Here is a 15,669-nt window from a genome sequence, read left to right on the forward strand (position 1 = left end):
CCGCCCTGCGCAAGACCGTCTTTGAGTGCCCGAAATGCCGGGCTGTGCGGACCATCGAGTGCCTGGGCCGCGTGGTCCTGGCCCCCGTCTGCTCCCGCTGTGGCCTGCGCATGAAGCCGATGGGCGGCGGGGGCGGTGGTGACGCGGCATGACGGAGCAACCGCCGAAAGGGGGTGAGCGCATGGTTGCTTGGGCGCTGGCCGCGCTCCTGGCCTTCGCCGGGACGTATGCAATGGCCTTGTACGGCTGGCATGACGCCGGGCGTGACTGACAAACGCAGGGGTGTCCAGGGGCATGGACATCCCCTAACCTGAATCCGAGGAGGAAACAAGCATGAATCTGCCACGCGAGATATCGGACGCAATAAAAGAGCGCGAGCGGCGGCGCAACGCCCTTGGACGACAGCAGGCGCTGGTGCGCGAGCTTCGGGCGAAGGCGAACGAATACGCCGCCAAGGGTGAAGTGGAGCAAGCCGCAGAGACCCAGGCGCGGCTGATGGCGCTCGAACGGGTGGTGCTCCCGGAGCCCGAACCCCTCGGCCCCGAACTTGTGGCCGCCCTGGAACGGGCATATGCGGCCGCGGAAATGGAGACAAGGCTTCGCCTGGAGGCGCTGCTGCCCAGGCGGGAGGAACTGCCGGAGCGGGCGTTCGACGGGACGATGCTGCGGTGGGCGGCGGAGGGAAAGGCGGCGGCACTGGTCATCGAGGCGGAGAGGGCGCTGGCCCGTTGGCGGTCATGGGACATCGGTTACAGCTACGCCGTGAAGCCGGACCCCTCCCGGGACCCCGAGCGCTATATTTCCACGCGGGAGGCGCACTTGGAGGAGGCCCAGCGGGTGGAGGCCGCAATTGAAGAAGCGCGAAAGGCAATCGCCGAGGCTTCAAACATGCCCGACATGCCGCCAAATTGCCCCCTCTTTGCCGGTCGCTGTCGCCCGGCTGGCAACGGGACGGAATACGAGGTCGGCGGCGCGTGGTACCCGCTGGGTGAGTATGGCCTGGAGACCACGGCGAAGGCGATGCCCTAACCTGAAGTTAGGCCGCCGCAAGCTGTCTTCCTGGACCCCCTAAAAGGACATGCCCGCCAGAGCCACCAGGAGCCCCACAGAGGCGTCGAATGCCGGAGGTGGCTATCATACCATTACCGCCCACAGAAAAGGCGTTAGAATGGCTCCTAGGAGGCCGTTGGAGGGCGTCGGCAGAATCGACGCCCTTTCGTTAGGGTGTTGACACTGGCAGTACCATTGCGGTGGTTTCAGTTAACAACTGTCATCATGGTGATGACTGTACTCATGGTGAGAACTGTACTCATGGTGAGAACTGTACTCATGGTGATGACTGTTCACACGGTGTTAACCCTGGAGCGGTACGCATAGCCGTAACGAATCCGTAACAACCGTAACGACCGACCAGGCAAGCGAAACAACCCCATGCACTGGGGAGCGGCGGGGGTGGGTGCCGTTTGAAGCTGAGGAAGGAAGTGCGACGGACGATTGTGCAAGCCCTGAAGCTGTGCCGTCTCTATGAGCGGGCGGGCGTCCATCCGGGGCACGAGCCACGAATCACGCCCGCTTATTCCCTGGCCCCCAGCGGAGAGACGAACGTTGTGCAGGATTCAACCGGCGACACTGCCCAGCGCAACACAGACGGCGAGCGCGAACGCCGGGAGCACGTCGAACGGGTGCATCGAGCCCTTGAAGCGCTCACGCCGATGGAGCGGGAGGTTGTCAGGCTCAAGTATCTCGAAGGCATGACCATGATTGAGGTTTGCGAGGCGCTGGCAATCAGCGAAAGGACTGCCCACAAGTCGAAGGCCGCCGCCCTCCTAAAGCTGGCTATTGTGTTTGGTCTCCTGACCCCGGAGGAAGAGCGGCAGGCGGCGGGGATGCTGTGAGGCCCGGAGATTCTCGAGCTTGTCAACCTTGACACCGGCGGCCTTGACGTTGACAGCCCGATGCTGTGAACCCAAGAAAACCTAAGGCCTTTTGACAGCGAAGTTATTTCGCTGGCAAATCGTGGTGCTGTGAGAACCTAAGAAAACCTAAGGCGCACACAGCCATACGGGTGCGGTGGCCATGTGCGCCGCACGTGATGCGCACGTGATACGCACGTGCAGTATCGGACATCCGCCGGACATCCCAAGGACATCCCGAGGACACACGCCGCGCAGGTGTGCGCTGTTTCGCGCAACTTGGCGTTCATGTGCGGCACTCTGCGGTGTTTTGCGGTGTTCTGCGGGGGCGGGAGCTTCCCGGAGATTCCCGGAAGTTCCGGGAACCGTCCGGAAAGCGGACGCAACCCCCAGGGGGGTGCAAATCCTCAGAGATTCACCGCTTGGGACCGCGCGGGCCCTCGATCGTGCAAAAATGTCCCCACGGGGATTCTCGAAAGGGGACGAACACTGTGCGTACCCCCTTCGCATGAATTTCGCACGAAGGGAGGCCCAGGACCCTTCCTGTCCCGCATGAGGTGCGCATCAAATCCGCATCAGATTCGCGGCGAGCCAGTGACCTGAGCAGTACTCAGACCCCCGCCAAACTGAGCCGTGGCCGGAACAGCACTCCGCTCATCCTCGTCCTGAGCAGTGGCCGGACCCCCGCCGACCCCCACGGGGACCCACGGGGGTGAGCGGGGACCCGCAGGAACAAGACAAAGGGCCGGGACAGCATCCCGGCCCATGCCAACATGCTAAGATATGTTAAGTTTTGTTAAGCCCTTCGCTTCTCCGCGTACTCGCGTCTCAGGCGCTCATGGAGCCGGACGGCGGCCTTAAGGCAGGCTTCAACCCCCTGCGGCCCTCCGAGGTCACGGACCACGATGGCTCTCTCCGCGCCCGTGACCTCCACCACGTCCGCCCAAAAGTCGGTGTCCGCCTCGGAGACGAGCATCGGCGTGGCCGTCTCATAGCTCCATGCCGGGTGGAGATCGTCGGCAAGCGCGATTCCAGGAAGCGGCTCAAGGCCCACGATGATGGGACGCCCTCCGAATCGGCGCTCGTAGATAGCGTATCTCATTGTGAGACCCCCTCTGCGCTCATCGGGTGCTCGATCGGCTCCCAACCGCTCCCCGTCCATTCGAATGCCTCGCCGATCACAGGCGGCTGGGCGTCCTCGGCGAAGTCCTCCCATGACTCTTCCCAGCTGTAACCCGGTGCGGCATCCCAGTGGTAGGACTGGATGACGAACGTCACGTCTCCCGCCCGAAACTGGACGTAGGTCGAGTATCCCCAGCCATAACCATCCTCTACAGAGTCCCTCCACGTGGCGACCGGCTCTGGCTTCTCGGGGACTTCGATAACCCGCGAAGGGATGACGTCGCGGTTTCGATACCCTCCACTCACTTTGACGACCCATTTGCCATTCGTCTGGTATGCGATCATCCGCCTTGCCCCCCTCTCTTGATTCACCACGCCCGCCGCCGGTGAACGTCTTCCAGCCACGGGACAAGGACCGTATCCTTCCACCGCCGAAGCTCCGTGACCCGCTGTTCCTTGCCCTCGTCAAGGGGCGACAGCCGGGCCACGTCTTTGACCTGCCTGACGAACCACGCGATGGCTTCCGCCGGTGACAGTGAGGTGATGTCCGGGAACTCAGTCATGGGAAGCCCTCCCATCGGCCCGAAAGATCGACGCAAGCTCACCAAGTCTCTGGTCCTCAAGGTCAGCGATGAGCCGCCCGGCGTCCCAGTGGTCATAGAACTCGTTAAACACACAGTGGACGCCGATGGGGACGTACTCCCCGACCGCCCGGTGGAGCTCATAGTCCACGATAACCCGCACGCCGCCGTCCTCGTCCAAGGCCCTGACGGTGTACGTTCCTCCGCGCTTGTCTGCGATGGTGAACATGCTCATCGTTTCACCTTCCTTGCCGTAAGCATGCTCATGCCCGTCCAATGGTCGCTGGGCCGCAGTCCGCGCATTTTGCAATACTGCCGCTTGGCGTCCCGGCTGTCATAGGCCCAAAAAGGGTACCACGGCCCGTTTGGCGATTTGACCTCGTAGAGATGTTTCACCTTCATCTCACTTCACCTTCCTCGCCCTAGTGCGCTGGGGTAGGAGGTTAGCGACGGGAGAAGCGACGGCGTGTTGCTGATGCAGGTCGGAATCGGCCAGGTGGACATAGCGCTTGGTCATTACCAGGGACGTATGCCCGAGTTGGCGCTGGAGAGCGAAGACGTGGCCGCCGCCCCGCAGGAACATCAAGGCCGAGGAATGCCGGAGCATGTACGGGGTGATACGGACGCCGAGGGTGCGGCCATATTGTGCAAGGCGCTTTCCCCACATGTTCCGGTCCATAGGCCGACCGGAGTACGTGGCAAAGACGGGGACATCATCGGTCCAGTCGGCGGGACGGACGGACAGGAGACGCCGGATGGCCTTGGCCGTCTGCGGGGACATGACAACGGTCCTGGCCGTCCTGGTCTTGGCGGTGGCGCTCGGGACGGTCACTTCCAGGGCACCAAGGTTGAAATGGGCGGGAAGCAACTGGAGCGCCTCCCCTGGCCGAATACCGGTGTCCAGTTGCAGGAGAACGAGGGCGTGGTCGCGGACCCCCGCGTAGGTGCTCTTGTCCGGGAGCTCCAAAAGACGTTTCAACGTTTGGTCATCGAGGTTGCGGGGGGTGCCGTCGTTTTTGCGCTTTGGAATGCCGTCCACGGGATTCTTCGGCAGGTATTCCTCCCGGACGCACCAGGAGAAGAAGGCTTTGAGGTATTCGCGCCGGAGGTTGTAATGGGTGGCGGAGCGCTCCCGGAGACCGGCGAAGTGGGCGACCACCGCGCGTTTCAGGGCGTGGACATCCGGCCAGGTGTCCGGGTGCTCCTGGAAGAATGCGGGGACGTGGTTGTGGTAGTCGCGGAGAGTGAGAGGAGACCGGCCCTCGGCCTGTTTGCATAGCAGAAACTCCTGGAATGCGTCCTGCCATGTGATGGTGGACATAATAAAACAGCGACCTCCTTTTGATGAAACAGGATGCCGCTGTCGTTGAATGAAGGGCAAAGGTGTTCACGTTTTGCTTGGGCATTGCCGCGTGGCGAAATCCGCAACGTAAAGCACTGGAGGCGGCACCCGGATTCGAACCGGGGATAAAGGTTTTGCAGACCTCTGCCTTACCACTTGGCTATGCCGCCACTTGTGGAGCGGAAGACGGGATTCGAACCCGCGGCCCTCGCCTTGGCAAGGCGATGCTCTACCCCTGAGCTACTTCCGCATGGTGCGGACGAAGGGACTTGAACCCCCACGGTCTTGCGACCACAAGAACCTGAATCTTGCGCGTCTGCCAATTCCGCCACGTCCGCAGGTTGCAAGAGCGAATTTTATTCTATCACCTTACGCATCAATCGTCAATACCTGATCGCGCATCCTGGGGGCCCTTCTCCCCAGCAGCGTGTCCGTCGCCGCTCCCAGCCGGGCAACCCCTGGTGGAGGGGGTAGGATTCGAACCTACGAAGGCCACGCCAACGGATTTACAGTCCGCCCCAGTTGACCGCTTTGGTACCCCTCCAAGGTGGAGCCACCTGGCGGACTCGAACCGCCGACCCCTTCATTACGAGTGAAGTGCTCTACCAGCTGAGCTAAGGTGGCATGTGGTGGCTCGGGACGGAATCGAACCGCCGACACGAGGATTTTCAGTCCTCTGCTCTACCGACTGAGCTACCGAGCCCCGGGCTCCATCGCCAGTCCAAGACGACCCGACGGTGGAGCCCGTCTGATGGAGCTCCCAACCAGGCTCGAACTGGTGACCTCATCCTTACCATGGATGCGCTCTACCAACTGAGCTATGGGAGCAGGATTGGCTCCCCGGGCAGGATTCGAACCTGCGACCACCCGGTTAACAGCCGGACGCTCTACCACTGAGCTACCGAGGAACAAACCGCGATCTTAACACCCTCGCGTCCGGGCGACAAGACATACTTTATCAAACTCCATCGTCTTTGACAAGGGGGGTATTTGTACGCGCGGGAAATTCTGCTCGTCCCCCGCCGCAGCCACACGATGTCAACCAACCCGGATCTGCCACGCACAAAAACTTTACTGCCGAATATCAAAGGTCCATCTTCGCCCATCGTACCCGGGCAAATGAAGGGTGTTGACCGCCTTGGGCGTGGACACTGTGAGCCCCCTCTGCTGAAGCCAGTCCAAGATGCCGCCCCGCATCGACAGCGCCGTCATCAACACGCCGGGATCCCCTATGGCCTGAATTTGATAAGGGGCGTGAAGATGGACAGGTGCAGAATCCGGCGCCGGGCTGTCGACGATGGCCCAGCGCTGACCGTTCACCGCCACCGCTTCAGCCCCGCCGGCCAAAAGTTCTTGGACCAAGCGCACCACGTCCCATTCCTCGACGACCACCGCCCGTCTATCGGCCCCTGTTTGAGTCCCGCGACCGTTGTCCAACGTCACCGTCACCCCAGGGCCGCTGACCGGTGCGCCGGCCAGAATCCGCGCCCGATCCAGGTCCATGCGCATCTGTTCGAAGGATGCGAGGTTTCCCCCATACTGTTTTTCGATTCCATCAATCTGTTTCTGTATATCCTGAACCTGGGACTCCAACTGTTGATTTCGGGCTTTTACAGCTTCGAGCTGGTGGACGACTTCGCTCGCGCCTTGGGAAACTGCCGTATTGCCTCCCGAATGGAGCGACCGATACTGGACGGTGAGGAGCCAGCCCAATACAAAAAACACCATCGCCAGAGACACGTAGAGGATCAGTTTCTGTCTGAGTTCCCTCGCCACTCCGTATTGCGGCAGCCGGCCCCCAGATTCGTTGGTCATGTTCCCGCACCCCGATTAAATTTCACTGAATTCCGCGAACACCATCCGATCGGACAAGGCAGAGCCCTCTCCGAACAGCTCCATGAGCTTCGCGACGGTAAGCCCCCGTTTTGCGTCCCCACCGATGTCCACCACCACGGAACCTTGGTGGAGCATGACCAAACGGTTGCCGTAGTCCAAAGCATTTTTCATGTTGTGCGTGACCATGAGGGTTGTGATCCGGTGCTCCTCCACCAGTTTCTTCGTCATCTCCATAATAATTCCCGCCGTCTTCGGGTCCAAAGCAGCGGTGTGCTCATCCAGGAGGAGCAGGGAGGGGCTCACCTCGGTGGCCATCAGTAACGCCAGAGCCTGGCGCTGTCCCCCTGATAAAACCCCCACCTTAACATCCAATTTATTTTCTAACCCGAGGCCCAAAGACGCTAAACGTTCCTTAAAATGCTCCCTTCTCCGGCGGTCTCTTGCAAATCCTAAGCCGAAAGATCGGCCTTTATTCACGGCCAGGGAAAGGTTTTCCTCAATCGTCAGTGAAGGAGATGTGCCAAGTGCCGGATTTTGAAAAACCCGGCTGATAAATGCTGAGCGCCGATGCTCGGGCATTTTTCCCACATCCCGGCCATTGACCACAATCCGCCCCGCATCCGGGGAGATGCTTCCTGCAATCAAATTCAACAAAGTCGACTTCCCGGCCCCGTTACTTCCGATGATCGTGACAAACTCTCCGGATTCGACCCGCAACGAAAAATCTCTGAACAAGGCCACTTCGTCGGCGGTTCCCCGATGGAACGTTTTATGCAAGCCTGCGATCTCGATCACGAGAACCGCACCTTCTTTCGAACAGCCGGCAACGTCAACGCGAGAAACACAATGATGGCCGTGAGGAGTTTCAAATCGGTGGGTTCAAACCCAAGGACCAGAGCCAGTCCAATGCTCAACCGATAAACAAAAGTCCCGAGTAAAACACCCGCCAAAAGCCACCCCATGCCCCGGGAACCGACAAACACTTCACCAATGATCACCGAGGCCAGGCCGGCGATAATGGTCCCGATCCCCATCCCTACGTCCGCGAACCCTTGATACTGTGCCACCAATGCGCCGGAGAGACTGACAAGGGCATTGGAGAGCGCCAGCCCCCACACCTCCATCCGCTCGGGGTTCACACCGAGGGACCTCACCATCTGGATATTATCCCCGGTGGCCCGCAACACATAACCGAATTTGGTGTGGAACAACCACACCAAGAAGGCGAACACCACTCCCGGGAACAACACGAACACAACCCAAGCGCTGGCGTCCGGCGAGAGGCCCAGAGGCTCGAATACCCCCAAAATCCCCTCCCCGCTCAGCAGCGGGATGTTCGGCCGGCCCATAATCCTCAGATTGATCGAGTATAACGCGATCATGGTGAGAATCCCACTCAGCAGCCCAGTGATCCCCGCCTTGGTGTGTAAGAGGCCGGTCACGGCCCCGGCGACAAATCCCCCCGCCAGAGCCAAAGCAACCCCGACCCACACAGACCCCCCGCTGATCAACACGGCCGCGTAGGTCGCTGCCCCGAGGGCGAAGGTGCCGTCCACGGTGAGATCGGCAAAATTTAAAACCCGAAAGGTTAGAAAAACCCCCATGGCCATGATGCCAAACAGCAATCCTTCTCTTACCGCGGTGAGTAGAATGTCCAACAACGTTATTCGCCCCTATTGGATCTTCTTGGCGTCTTGAAGTAGCGAATCGGGAATCGTAATGCCGAGATCCTGGGCGGTCTTGAGATTGACCACGACGCCCAGATTTTTCGCCGTCTCCACGGGCAAGGTTTTCGGATCGGCGCCGGACAGAATCTTCACCGCTAATTGCCCCGCCTGGTAGCCCAACTTCTTATAGTCGATTCCTTTGGTGATCAGAGCACCTTGCTGTACCTGACCTTCCTCCGAACCAAAAACGGGAATCTTCTTCTCCTTGGCCGTGGCGACCACCGTGGCGATGGCAGAGACCACCGTGTTGTCCGTCGGAACGTAGATGGCATCCACCTTGCTGGTAAGTTGGGCGGTGGCCACTTTTACATCATTGAGCCCTGACACCGGTTGAGGGATGAAGTTAAAACCGAACTGCGGCGCAACCTGCTTCGCCTGATCCAATTGCACCACAGAGTTCGGTTCCCCGGGATTGTACAGGAATCCGATATTCTTTGCCTGGGGGAGAATCTGTTGAATCAGTTTTAATTGTTCACCGATTGGTACCGCATCCGATGTACCGGTAACGTTCGTTCCCGGATGATCGAGGGACTGAACCAACCCGGCTTTAACCGGGTCCGTCACGGCGGTGAAGACGATGGGAATGGTCTTCGTGGCGTTGTATACAGCCTGAGCCGCGGGTGTGGCCACCGCCAGGATCAAGTCGTCCTCGTCCCGAACAAACTTGTCGGCAATCGTTTTTGCCACCGATTGATCATTCTGGGCGTTCTGTCGGTCAAAAGTGACTTTTTCCCCTTCTTTATATCCGGCATCCGCCAACGCTTGAATGAATCCGTCTCGGGCGGCATTCAGCGCAGGGTGATCCATTATTTGAATGATGCCGATTTTCTTGACTTTCGCCGCGTCCGAACCGCCAGACGGAGTTCCAGCGTTGTTTTGAGCCCCGCAGGCCGTCACCGCCATGGTCATGGCTACGAGTCCGGCCAACAACCACCCTCTTTTTTTCATTCGCTCCATATTGAGCCCCCTTTTCACGCCGATCGGCCGCTTGGAAGGCCGCCGACTCCTTTTTTTAGAGATTTACCCACGAATTTAGAAACTGTATTTATGCCGATTATACACCAGTCCACCGAAAAACGGTCAATCTATTTTCTTGCACGCCCTGAAATAAAGATACACTTTTTCGGCCCGTGCGCCATGGGCGCAAAAAACAGCAACAGCCACTGGCCTTCAGGCCAGTGGCTGAACCTTTCTGGCTTCCCGTCTGCACATTCATCCATTGCTCTTACAACTTCACGACATTCGCTGCCTGGGGGCCCCGCGGACCTTCCACGATGTCGTACTCGACGTCCTGGCCCTCTTCAAGTGTACGAAACCCTTCTTCCTGAATCGCGCTATAATGCACAAACACGTCTTTCCCGCCGTCATCCGGCGTAATGAAACCATAACCCTTCTCCGCATTGAACCACTTGACTTTGCCTTTCACGAAGCTGCCTCCTTGCGCCTTTATACCCTCATCATAACATACAAACCAACCCCTGCACAGAGGAATTGGCAGACGGTCAAAAATTTTTCCATGCGTCATTCAACGGATCTGCAAAATCCGGAATAAGATCTCCCCGGCCGGCGTCTGAATGCCCACCTCTTCCCCTGCCCGGCGCCCGAGCAGACCAGCCCCAATGGGCGACTCATTCGATATTCGAAATTTGCCCGGATCTGCTTCTGCAGTTCCCACAATGGTGTATGTCTCTTCGGGACCATCCGGCAGTTCACGAATAGTTACCGTGGAACCTATGGATACCACTCCTTCCACCCTGTCCTCCTCCCGGATGATCTTCGCCCGGCGAATCTGGTCTTCCAGTTGGAGAATCCTCGACTCGACAAAGGCCTGCTCCTCTTTTGCCGCATCATACTCGCTGTTTTCAGACAGGTCACCGTAACTTCGCGCGATCTTGAGCCTTTCTTTCACTTCCGCCCGTTTCTCGGTCTTTAGCCATTCCAGCTCTTCCTTGAGTTTGCGTAATCCCTCTTCGGTCATATACGCCGCTTGTTCCTGCTCCACCGTACTCCAACCTCCTGATTTCCCGCTCGAGACACCTCGAAGCCTTTCCCTTTATTGTTTCACAACTCCGGGAAAATGCCAAACCGGCCACAGGTTGATTCGGGAAAATCCGACTCAATCAGCAGGATCATAGCCAGTCGCTGGCCCGGTTACACTATGTGGCGTACTCAAGAGCCCGGAGGGGACCCGTCATGTTGTTTCGCAAGACATCGCGTCACCCGCTGGGATCTTTATACCTGACGGCAGTCGCTTTCATCGCCGTCGTGCCGACATTTCTAAGCCACCATCCGCTCGCCCGAATGGTCGATCCCAACGATCGCCAATCCTGGAACATATCTGCGAACGGTTCGATCCCTGGACAGAACGCGCCCATCCGTACCGTCCAACACAGTGGCCAGTGCATCGCTCTGACTTTCGACGATGGTCCTCACCCCATCTACACCCCGCAGCTCCTGTACATCCTTCGCAAGCACCGGGTTCGGGCCACGTTTTTTCTCACAGGCGTTCAATGCGAAAAACACCCTTCCATCGTGAAACGAATTGCGGCGGAGGGTCATGAATTAGGAAATCACGGATATCTTCACGCCCGTCTGGACAAAATGTCCCCAGAATCCGTCGCCGCCGATATCCGACGGGCCGATCAGGTGATTGTGCGCATCACCGGAATATGGCCCCATTATTTTCGCCCAGCGGGAGGCGTATTGACCCCCACCGTGCTGCAGGCGGCCACCCAGACAGGCCATCCCATCGCCATGTGGTCTGTGGACCCGAGGGACTGGGTCGTCGGCCGAGATGCCACCGCTATCACAGCGGTGGTCAAAGATGCGGTGGGACCTGGAAGGATTGTGCTTTTTCACGACGGTGGCGGCAATCAGCCCCGAATGTTGGAAGCATTAGATAGTCTACTCGATTTTCTCAAGAAACAAGGCTATCAATTCGTGACGTTAAGTGAAGAATGATCCATCGCGGAACTCCAAGCTTTTCTAAACTCTGTTGCTTTAACGCGGAAAAACGTGTTATACTCAATTCAGACCCCCTTTGAAGATTCTGTGGCCTAGGTCCCCACAAGGGGACTATTTTTTTGGAGAAGGTTCGGATTTCCCCAGTTCTTTCTCCCCGCTTCCCCGCGGAAGCCTGGTATACTGGTAACGGAAAAAGAAATGTGCCAAAACGGACGTATTTTCGGCACAGGCGGTGGGGAGCGGGGGGCGATAAAGATGAGTGGCAGGAAGGAAAAAGGGGATAACCCGGCCCTGTATTGCCACGCTTTACTGGAACACGCTTCGGATGGATTGGTGGTGGCGGATGAGGAGCGCCGGATCGTTTTTATGAACCGGGCAGCCAAGAAACTCGTGGGGCTTGCCGAAACAGAACAATTCCCAGACACATGTGCCGAACTTTTACAATGCCGCAACGAAAAGGATGAGAATCTCGCCCTGTTGCCACTTTGCTTCGGTCATTGCGTATTGAATACAAAAGCGCCGCTCAGCTACGTGGAGATGAACATCCATTCCCGACAGGGTGATGTGATCCCCGTCGCTGTCTCGTACTCGTATATTCCGGCCGGCAACCGCGGGTACTTCCTCATGAGCCTTCGAGACCTGAGGGAACGTCGACACTTGGAAGAAGAGCGACGAAAACGCGACGAAATGTACTTTACGCTTCAGGAACGAGAGCGCTTGGCCAGAGACCTTCACGACGGTGTCGTGCAGGATATCGCCTACTCTCATATGCAGCTCAAACTGGTCCAATCGTTGCTCGCCCAGGGTCGGGTCGCAGAAGCCCAGGATAAACTCCGGGATGTCACCGAAGTGGTCCACGACAGTTTTGTGCAATTGCGGCACGTGCTTTATGACCTCACCACTCACGCGGGAAAGGATCTGAAACATTTTTTGTCCAAATGGCTGGCCGAATTCCAGCAGCGGTCCGGGATCCCCGTTGAAGTTGCGATGCTCGATTTTCCGGACACCTGCGACCCTTATGTTGGCGATCAGGTGATCAAAATCGTCCAGGAAGCCCTGGCAAATGTCCGCAAACACAGCGGGGCCACGAAGGTGTGGATGACCCTCGATGCCCGCCCGGCGGGTCCCTACCGTCAGCAATTTAGCGTCATCATCGAAGATAACGGGTGCGGAATCCCCGAGGACGTCCTTCATCGATTCAATCAGGGATGGTCGGATCATGATGAGAATGCCGGTCGTCACTTTGGCCTCAAAGCCATGCGCGAGCGAGCCCAATCCCTGGGTGGAATCTTGACCATTTCCCGTCGAAACCCGACGGGGACCCGGGTTGAGCTGCATTGGTTCCGGGACATATCCGATAAAGACGCTGTCAAGCAAGCCGGTTAATCGGGGCCTCTGTGGCGTCGGTGCCGACCGAGGATCAGGATCCCGTCCCGAAACGCCAGAAGAAGAGGGGAACGAAAGATGCCGGTGAGTGTGCTCCTTGTGGACGATCACGCGCTGTTTCGCCGGGGGGTGAGAACAATCCTCGAAACTGCTGAAGATCTTTTGGTGGTCGGAGAAGCTTCAAACGGAAAACAAGCGGTGGAACTCTATGCCGAACTGCGTCCCGACCTTGTCCTGATGGACATTCGTATGCCGGTGATGGGCGGGCTGGAGGCCGTGCGCAAGCTGCGAGCCATGGACCCCCAGGTGCGCATCCTGATCCTCACCGTTTCCGAGGAGGACGACGATCTTTTTGAAGCCATCCGAGCGGGAGCCAACGGATACCTGTTGAAAAACGTCGATCCCGACGAATTGATCTCCAGCATCCAGAAAGTCGCAGCGGGGGAAGCGGTGATCCCGGGGCTGCTCGCCGCCCGGATCGTGGCAGAACTCCACAAAGAGGCTACCCCCGAGGACGTCCTTGAACCCTTGACCAGCCGGGAACTGGAAGTCCTGGGATATTTGAGCACCGGGGCCTCCAACCGGGAGATTGCTAAACAGTTGTTCATCAGTGAACACACCGTGCGCAATCATATCCAGAACATCCTCGGCAAACTCCATCTGACGAATCGAGTCCAGGCCGCCGCTTACGCCATTCGCCAAGGCATCCGCCCACCGGACACTCCCCCCTCAGACGAGTAGCGGGGGCAGACTCAAGCGTCCGCCCCCGCGCCCCCGCGGGATCAGCGAACCACCAACACCGAATGTTTGGCCCGATTTAACACACCGTGGCTCACACTGCCAAGAAGAACCCGGTCAATGGCGCCCCGGCCGTGGGTCCCCACCACAATAAGATCGACGTTCTCCTCGTCCGCAACATCACAAATCGCCGTTGCCGGATGTCCGACCAGATGCTTGAAGCGCACCCGATCCTTATAGTCTTTAAAAGTATTCATCACGGTCTCTTCAATCTGTTTCGCCCAGGACTCTTCGTACTGGGACAAATTGGCCAACAGGTCCGGAGTGGCTTCATAGTAGTAGGGCACTGTCTGGGACACATAAAGGACTGTCACCTCTGCCTCCGTCCACTTCGACAAGATATCCGCCACCATCTGTTCCGCTTTCTTGGACGCCTCAGAACCGTCCGTGGCAAACAAAACCTTTTTCATCTCTGACACCTCGCTCAACAGATGATAGAAGTGTTCCTGATCCCGACTGGCTGGCCCAGGATCGTGAGACACCCTTTTCATAGCCGCCCGACACACCGGCCCGTCCAAACGGCCGGCTAGCTCTTCTGCGTGCAGGAGGCGCGCCAACCGCTTCTTGACCCCATCTCCTTCTTTCCCCCGAACATCCATTTCCTGGTCAACGAGAAATTCGGCCACCTGAAGGATTCGGGAAGGCAGACTCAGCATCTCGCCGGAAAGGCCTCCGGGGTACCCGGTGCCATCGATCCGCTCATGATGCTGCCCGGTCCAGATTGCCGGACCCTCCAGGCCGGGGATTTGCTGCAAAAAAGCCTGGGTGTAATAGGAGTGAAGCCGCTCGCGCTCCTCCTGCACATCGCCGCCAAACGTCCCTCCTGGGTTCCCCACCAGCCATCCCACATCGTGGTAATAAGCCGCAATATTAAGGGAGTGGAGATCCCGTTCTGACAGTCCCATCTCTTCCCCCAATCTCCTCGCCCAAGCTGCCACCCGCTCCGCATGATTCGGAGTCCCCCGCAAAACGCCGGCCAAACGTCCAAACATTCTCGCCAGCTTGACCGCATCTTCTGACGACATCAAAGCGTCCCCGACAGGCCGCTTTGACAACAACACAAAAGGGGAGTACGGACCAAACGCATCGAGGACAACTTCTGGGTGCCCAAGCAGTTCTTCAAAAACTCGGACCACATCCGGATCGAGCACCTCACCAGCCCGCTGCCCGATTTCGCGAACCCGGGCCAGTCGCTCGGCCAACGGGGCATCCATCGGCGCCTGATCCATTTCCTGGGCCGCCTCCCGCGCCACCCGCACAATCCTCGCTCCCAATGAAATCTCACGACCGCGGAGTCCAAAGGGTACACCTGACCCGTCCCAGTTTTCCCAGCTTTGTCCAACAAACACTTCTGTCCACGGATCCAGGTCCAGAGACCGAACCCACTGGGCGGAGGCCACCGGTACGAGGCTTGGATCCCGCCACTTGGAATCCACGGACGGACCGACGAGAGCACCGACGTCATGCAACAATCCGGCAAAATATAACGTTCGTGCCTCCCGGAGGCCCAAGCCTACCCCGAGCCCGATCTTCGCCGCGAGATACGCCACCCGCCGGGACCTTCCGACCCTTGCACCGGACATCATGTCAAAAATCGAGGACAGCGGGTTCAACGCGTCGAACCATTTCATCTGCAACCATTCCCGTTCCCCTAGGAGGTCCACCGTAAATGATTCTTAGTAGTCGTCTACAGTCTATCCCATCGGCCACCACCGGGTAAGGTTGACCCCGACCAGTTTGCCCTGGTGAACCTGAGCTAACGAACGTAGTCCAAATGAACTATTCCCTCCTCCCTCTTGACGCCGTCATCGCCATTCATTACACTGAGATTCGAACTTGTGCTTATCGTAACAAAGAAATGCAGAGATGACTACAACCTCTTATCGAGAGCAGGCGGAGGGACTGGCCCGATGAAGCCCGGCAACCAACACCGCGCTTGATTACAGCGGGGTGTCAGGTGCTAAATCCTGCGAAGCTCATGGCGCTTCGGGAGATGAGAG

18 protein-coding genes, 8 tRNA genes and 1 riboswitch are annotated in these 15,669 nt (G+C 58.4%); of the genes, 5 read left to right on the top strand and 21 right to left on the bottom strand.

All coding sequences use genetic code 11. The features are described 5' to 3' along the window. The first annotated feature begins 333 nt into the window (after positions 1-333). Both BTUS_RS17970 and BTUS_RS09775 read left to right on the top strand, forming a co-directional pair. A complete protein-coding gene (locus BTUS_RS17970) occupies positions 334-1,029 on the top strand; it encodes a hypothetical protein (protein WP_013075926.1) in 696 nt (231 codons plus the stop codon). Between the two features lie 434 nt (positions 1,030-1,463). After that, on the top strand, positions 1,464-1,895 hold the full coding sequence (locus BTUS_RS09775) for an ArpU family phage packaging/lysis transcriptional regulator (protein ID WP_169307959.1): 432 nt from the start codon (positions 1,464-1,466) through the stop codon (positions 1,893-1,895). 814 nt (positions 1,896-2,709) lie between these two features. Here BTUS_RS09775 and BTUS_RS09780 read toward each other — a convergent pair. The 20 genes from BTUS_RS09780 to greA all read right to left on the bottom strand — a co-directional run bounded on the left by BTUS_RS09780 (position 2,710) and on the right by greA (position 10,523). After that, on the bottom strand, positions 2,710-3,015 hold the full coding sequence (locus tag BTUS_RS09780) for a hypothetical protein (RefSeq protein WP_013075928.1): 306 nt from the start codon (positions 3,013-3,015) through the stop codon (positions 2,710-2,712). Further along, positions 3,012-3,380, bottom strand: a complete 369-nt coding sequence (locus tag BTUS_RS09785) for a hypothetical protein (protein ID WP_013075929.1) — start codon at positions 3,378-3,380, stop codon at positions 3,012-3,014. Before BTUS_RS09785 ends, BTUS_RS09780 begins: the two co-directional genes overlap by 4 nt. Positions 3,381-3,403: 23 nt before the next feature. Then, a complete protein-coding gene (locus BTUS_RS09790; RefSeq protein ID WP_013075930.1) occupies positions 3,404-3,598 on the bottom strand; it encodes a hypothetical protein in 195 nt (64 codons plus the stop codon). Next, on the bottom strand, positions 3,591-3,851 hold the full coding sequence (locus tag BTUS_RS09795) for a hypothetical protein (RefSeq protein ID WP_013075931.1): 261 nt from the start codon (positions 3,849-3,851) through the stop codon (positions 3,591-3,593). The genes BTUS_RS09790 and BTUS_RS09795 overlap by 8 nt, the downstream gene beginning before the upstream one ends. Further along, the gene (locus BTUS_RS18420) at positions 3,848-4,018 is read right to left on the bottom strand and encodes a hypothetical protein (protein ID WP_013075932.1); all 171 of its coding nucleotides are present in this window, start codon (positions 4,016-4,018) and stop codon (positions 3,848-3,850) included. The genes BTUS_RS09795 and BTUS_RS18420 overlap by 4 nt, the downstream gene beginning before the upstream one ends. Position 4,019: 1 nt before the next feature. After that, on the bottom strand, positions 4,020-4,937 hold the full coding sequence (locus BTUS_RS09800; protein ID WP_013075933.1) for a site-specific integrase: 918 nt from the start codon (positions 4,935-4,937) through the stop codon (positions 4,020-4,022). A 117-nt stretch (positions 4,938-5,054) separates the two neighbouring features. Next, positions 5,055-5,128, bottom strand: a tRNA-Cys gene (locus BTUS_RS09805). A 5-nt stretch (positions 5,129-5,133) separates the two neighbouring features. Then, positions 5,134-5,208, bottom strand: a tRNA-Gly gene (locus BTUS_RS09810). 1 nt (position 5,209) lies between these two features. Beyond that, positions 5,210-5,296 (bottom strand) — tRNA-Leu (locus tag BTUS_RS09815). Positions 5,297-5,417: 121 nt separating this feature from the next. Beyond that, positions 5,418-5,502, bottom strand: a tRNA-Tyr gene (locus BTUS_RS09820). Positions 5,503-5,506: 4 nt separating this feature from the next. Next, positions 5,507-5,582, bottom strand: a tRNA-Thr gene (locus tag BTUS_RS09825). A 3-nt stretch (positions 5,583-5,585) separates the two neighbouring features. After that, a tRNA-Phe gene (locus BTUS_RS09830) sits at positions 5,586-5,661 on the bottom strand. A 49-nt stretch (positions 5,662-5,710) separates the two neighbouring features. After that, positions 5,711-5,786: transfer RNA gene (locus tag BTUS_RS09835), tRNA-Thr, on the bottom strand. Between the two features lie 5 nt (positions 5,787-5,791). Beyond that, positions 5,792-5,866 (bottom strand) — tRNA-Asn (locus BTUS_RS09840). A gap of 163 nt (positions 5,867-6,029) precedes the next feature. After that, entirely contained in the window at positions 6,030-6,773 is a 744-nt protein-coding gene (locus BTUS_RS09845; RefSeq protein WP_013075934.1) for a DUF881 domain-containing protein, read from the bottom strand. Between the two features lie 15 nt (positions 6,774-6,788). Further along, positions 6,789-7,589, bottom strand: a complete 801-nt coding sequence (locus BTUS_RS09850; RefSeq protein WP_013075935.1) for an ABC transporter ATP-binding protein — start codon at positions 7,587-7,589, stop codon at positions 6,789-6,791. Continuing rightward, a complete protein-coding gene (locus tag BTUS_RS09855; RefSeq protein ID WP_013075936.1) occupies positions 7,586-8,455 on the bottom strand; it encodes an ABC transporter permease in 870 nt (289 codons plus the stop codon). The genes BTUS_RS09850 and BTUS_RS09855 overlap by 4 nt, the downstream gene beginning before the upstream one ends. 12 nt (positions 8,456-8,467) lie before the next feature. Continuing rightward, the gene (locus tag BTUS_RS09860; protein WP_013075937.1) at positions 8,468-9,478 is read right to left on the bottom strand and encodes an ABC transporter substrate-binding protein; all 1,011 of its coding nucleotides are present in this window, start codon (positions 9,476-9,478) and stop codon (positions 8,468-8,470) included. A gap of 268 nt (positions 9,479-9,746) precedes the next feature. Further along, positions 9,747-9,947, bottom strand: a complete 201-nt coding sequence (gene cspE, locus BTUS_RS09865) for a transcription antiterminator/RNA stability regulator CspE (protein WP_013075938.1) — start codon at positions 9,945-9,947, stop codon at positions 9,747-9,749. Positions 9,948-10,046: 99 nt separating this feature from the next. Next, positions 10,047-10,523 (bottom strand): transcription elongation factor GreA, encoded by a 477-nt coding sequence (gene greA / locus BTUS_RS09870; protein WP_013075939.1) that lies wholly within the window; start codon positions 10,521-10,523, stop codon positions 10,047-10,049. Between the two features lie 191 nt (positions 10,524-10,714). Here greA and BTUS_RS09875 point away from each other — a divergent pair, with 191 nt between their 5' ends. The 3 genes from BTUS_RS09875 to BTUS_RS09885 all read left to right on the top strand — a co-directional run bounded on the left by BTUS_RS09875 (position 10,715) and on the right by BTUS_RS09885 (position 13,612). Then, on the top strand, positions 10,715-11,482 hold the full coding sequence (locus tag BTUS_RS09875) for a polysaccharide deacetylase family protein (RefSeq protein ID WP_013075940.1): 768 nt from the start codon (positions 10,715-10,717) through the stop codon (positions 11,480-11,482). Positions 11,483-11,740: 258 nt separating this feature from the next. Continuing rightward, a complete protein-coding gene (locus BTUS_RS09880) occupies positions 11,741-12,871 on the top strand; it encodes a PAS domain-containing sensor histidine kinase (RefSeq protein ID WP_013075941.1) in 1,131 nt (376 codons plus the stop codon). Positions 12,872-12,949: 78 nt separating this feature from the next. After that, positions 12,950-13,612 (top strand): response regulator, encoded by a 663-nt coding sequence (locus BTUS_RS09885; protein WP_013075942.1) that lies wholly within the window; start codon positions 12,950-12,952, stop codon positions 13,610-13,612. Between the two features lie 41 nt (positions 13,613-13,653). Here BTUS_RS09885 and BTUS_RS17535 read toward each other — a convergent pair whose 3' ends face one another. Beyond that, positions 13,654-15,300: a universal stress protein gene (locus tag BTUS_RS17535; protein ID WP_013075943.1), complete on the bottom strand. Its 1,647-nt coding sequence runs from the start codon at positions 15,298-15,300 to the stop codon at positions 13,654-13,656. 246 nt (positions 15,301-15,546) lie between these two features. Then, positions 15,547-15,669: riboswitch (SAM riboswitch) on the top strand.

Origin of the sequence: Kyrpidia tusciae DSM 2912, assembly GCF_000092905.1 — a bacterium.
Taxonomy (GTDB): Bacteria; Bacillota; Bacilli; order Kyrpidiales; family Kyrpidiaceae; genus Kyrpidia; species Kyrpidia tusciae.

Bases quoted from the DNA above. Each gene is read 5' to 3' on its own strand.
- BTUS_RS09845 (WP_013075934.1), bottom strand. From the start codon at position 6,773: ATGACCAACGAATCTGGGGGCCGGCTGCCGCAATACGGAGTGGCGAGG.
- BTUS_RS09790 (WP_013075930.1), bottom strand. From the start codon at position 3,598: ATGACTGAGTTCCCGGACATCACCTCACTGTCACCGGCGGAAGCCATC.
- BTUS_RS09800 (WP_013075933.1), bottom strand. From the start codon at position 4,937: ATGTCCACCATCACATGGCAGGACGCATTCCAGGAGTTTCTGCTATGC.
- BTUS_RS09880 (WP_013075941.1), top strand. From the start codon at position 11,741: ATGAGTGGCAGGAAGGAAAAAGGGGATAACCCGGCCCTGTATTGCCAC.
- BTUS_RS09875 (WP_013075940.1), top strand. From the start codon at position 10,715: ATGTTGTTTCGCAAGACATCGCGTCACCCGCTGGGATCTTTATACCTG.
- BTUS_RS17970 (WP_013075926.1), top strand. From the start codon at position 334: ATGAATCTGCCACGCGAGATATCGGACGCAATAAAAGAGCGCGAGCGG.
- BTUS_RS18420 (WP_013075932.1), bottom strand. From the start codon at position 4,018: ATGAAGGTGAAACATCTCTACGAGGTCAAATCGCCAAACGGGCCGTGG.
- BTUS_RS09860 (WP_013075937.1), bottom strand. From the start codon at position 9,478: ATGGAGCGAATGAAAAAAAGAGGGTGGTTGTTGGCCGGACTCGTAGCC.
- BTUS_RS09795 (WP_013075931.1), bottom strand. From the start codon at position 3,851: ATGAGCATGTTCACCATCGCAGACAAGCGCGGAGGAACGTACACCGTC.
- BTUS_RS17535 (WP_013075943.1), bottom strand. From the start codon at position 15,300: ATGAAATGGTTCGACGCGTTGAACCCGCTGTCCTCGATTTTTGACATG.
- BTUS_RS09780 (WP_013075928.1), bottom strand. From the start codon at position 3,015: ATGAGATACGCTATCTACGAGCGCCGATTCGGAGGGCGTCCCATCATC.
- BTUS_RS09885 (WP_013075942.1), top strand. From the start codon at position 12,950: ATGCCGGTGAGTGTGCTCCTTGTGGACGATCACGCGCTGTTTCGCCGG.
- BTUS_RS09785 (WP_013075929.1), bottom strand. From the start codon at position 3,380: ATGATCGCATACCAGACGAATGGCAAATGGGTCGTCAAAGTGAGTGGA.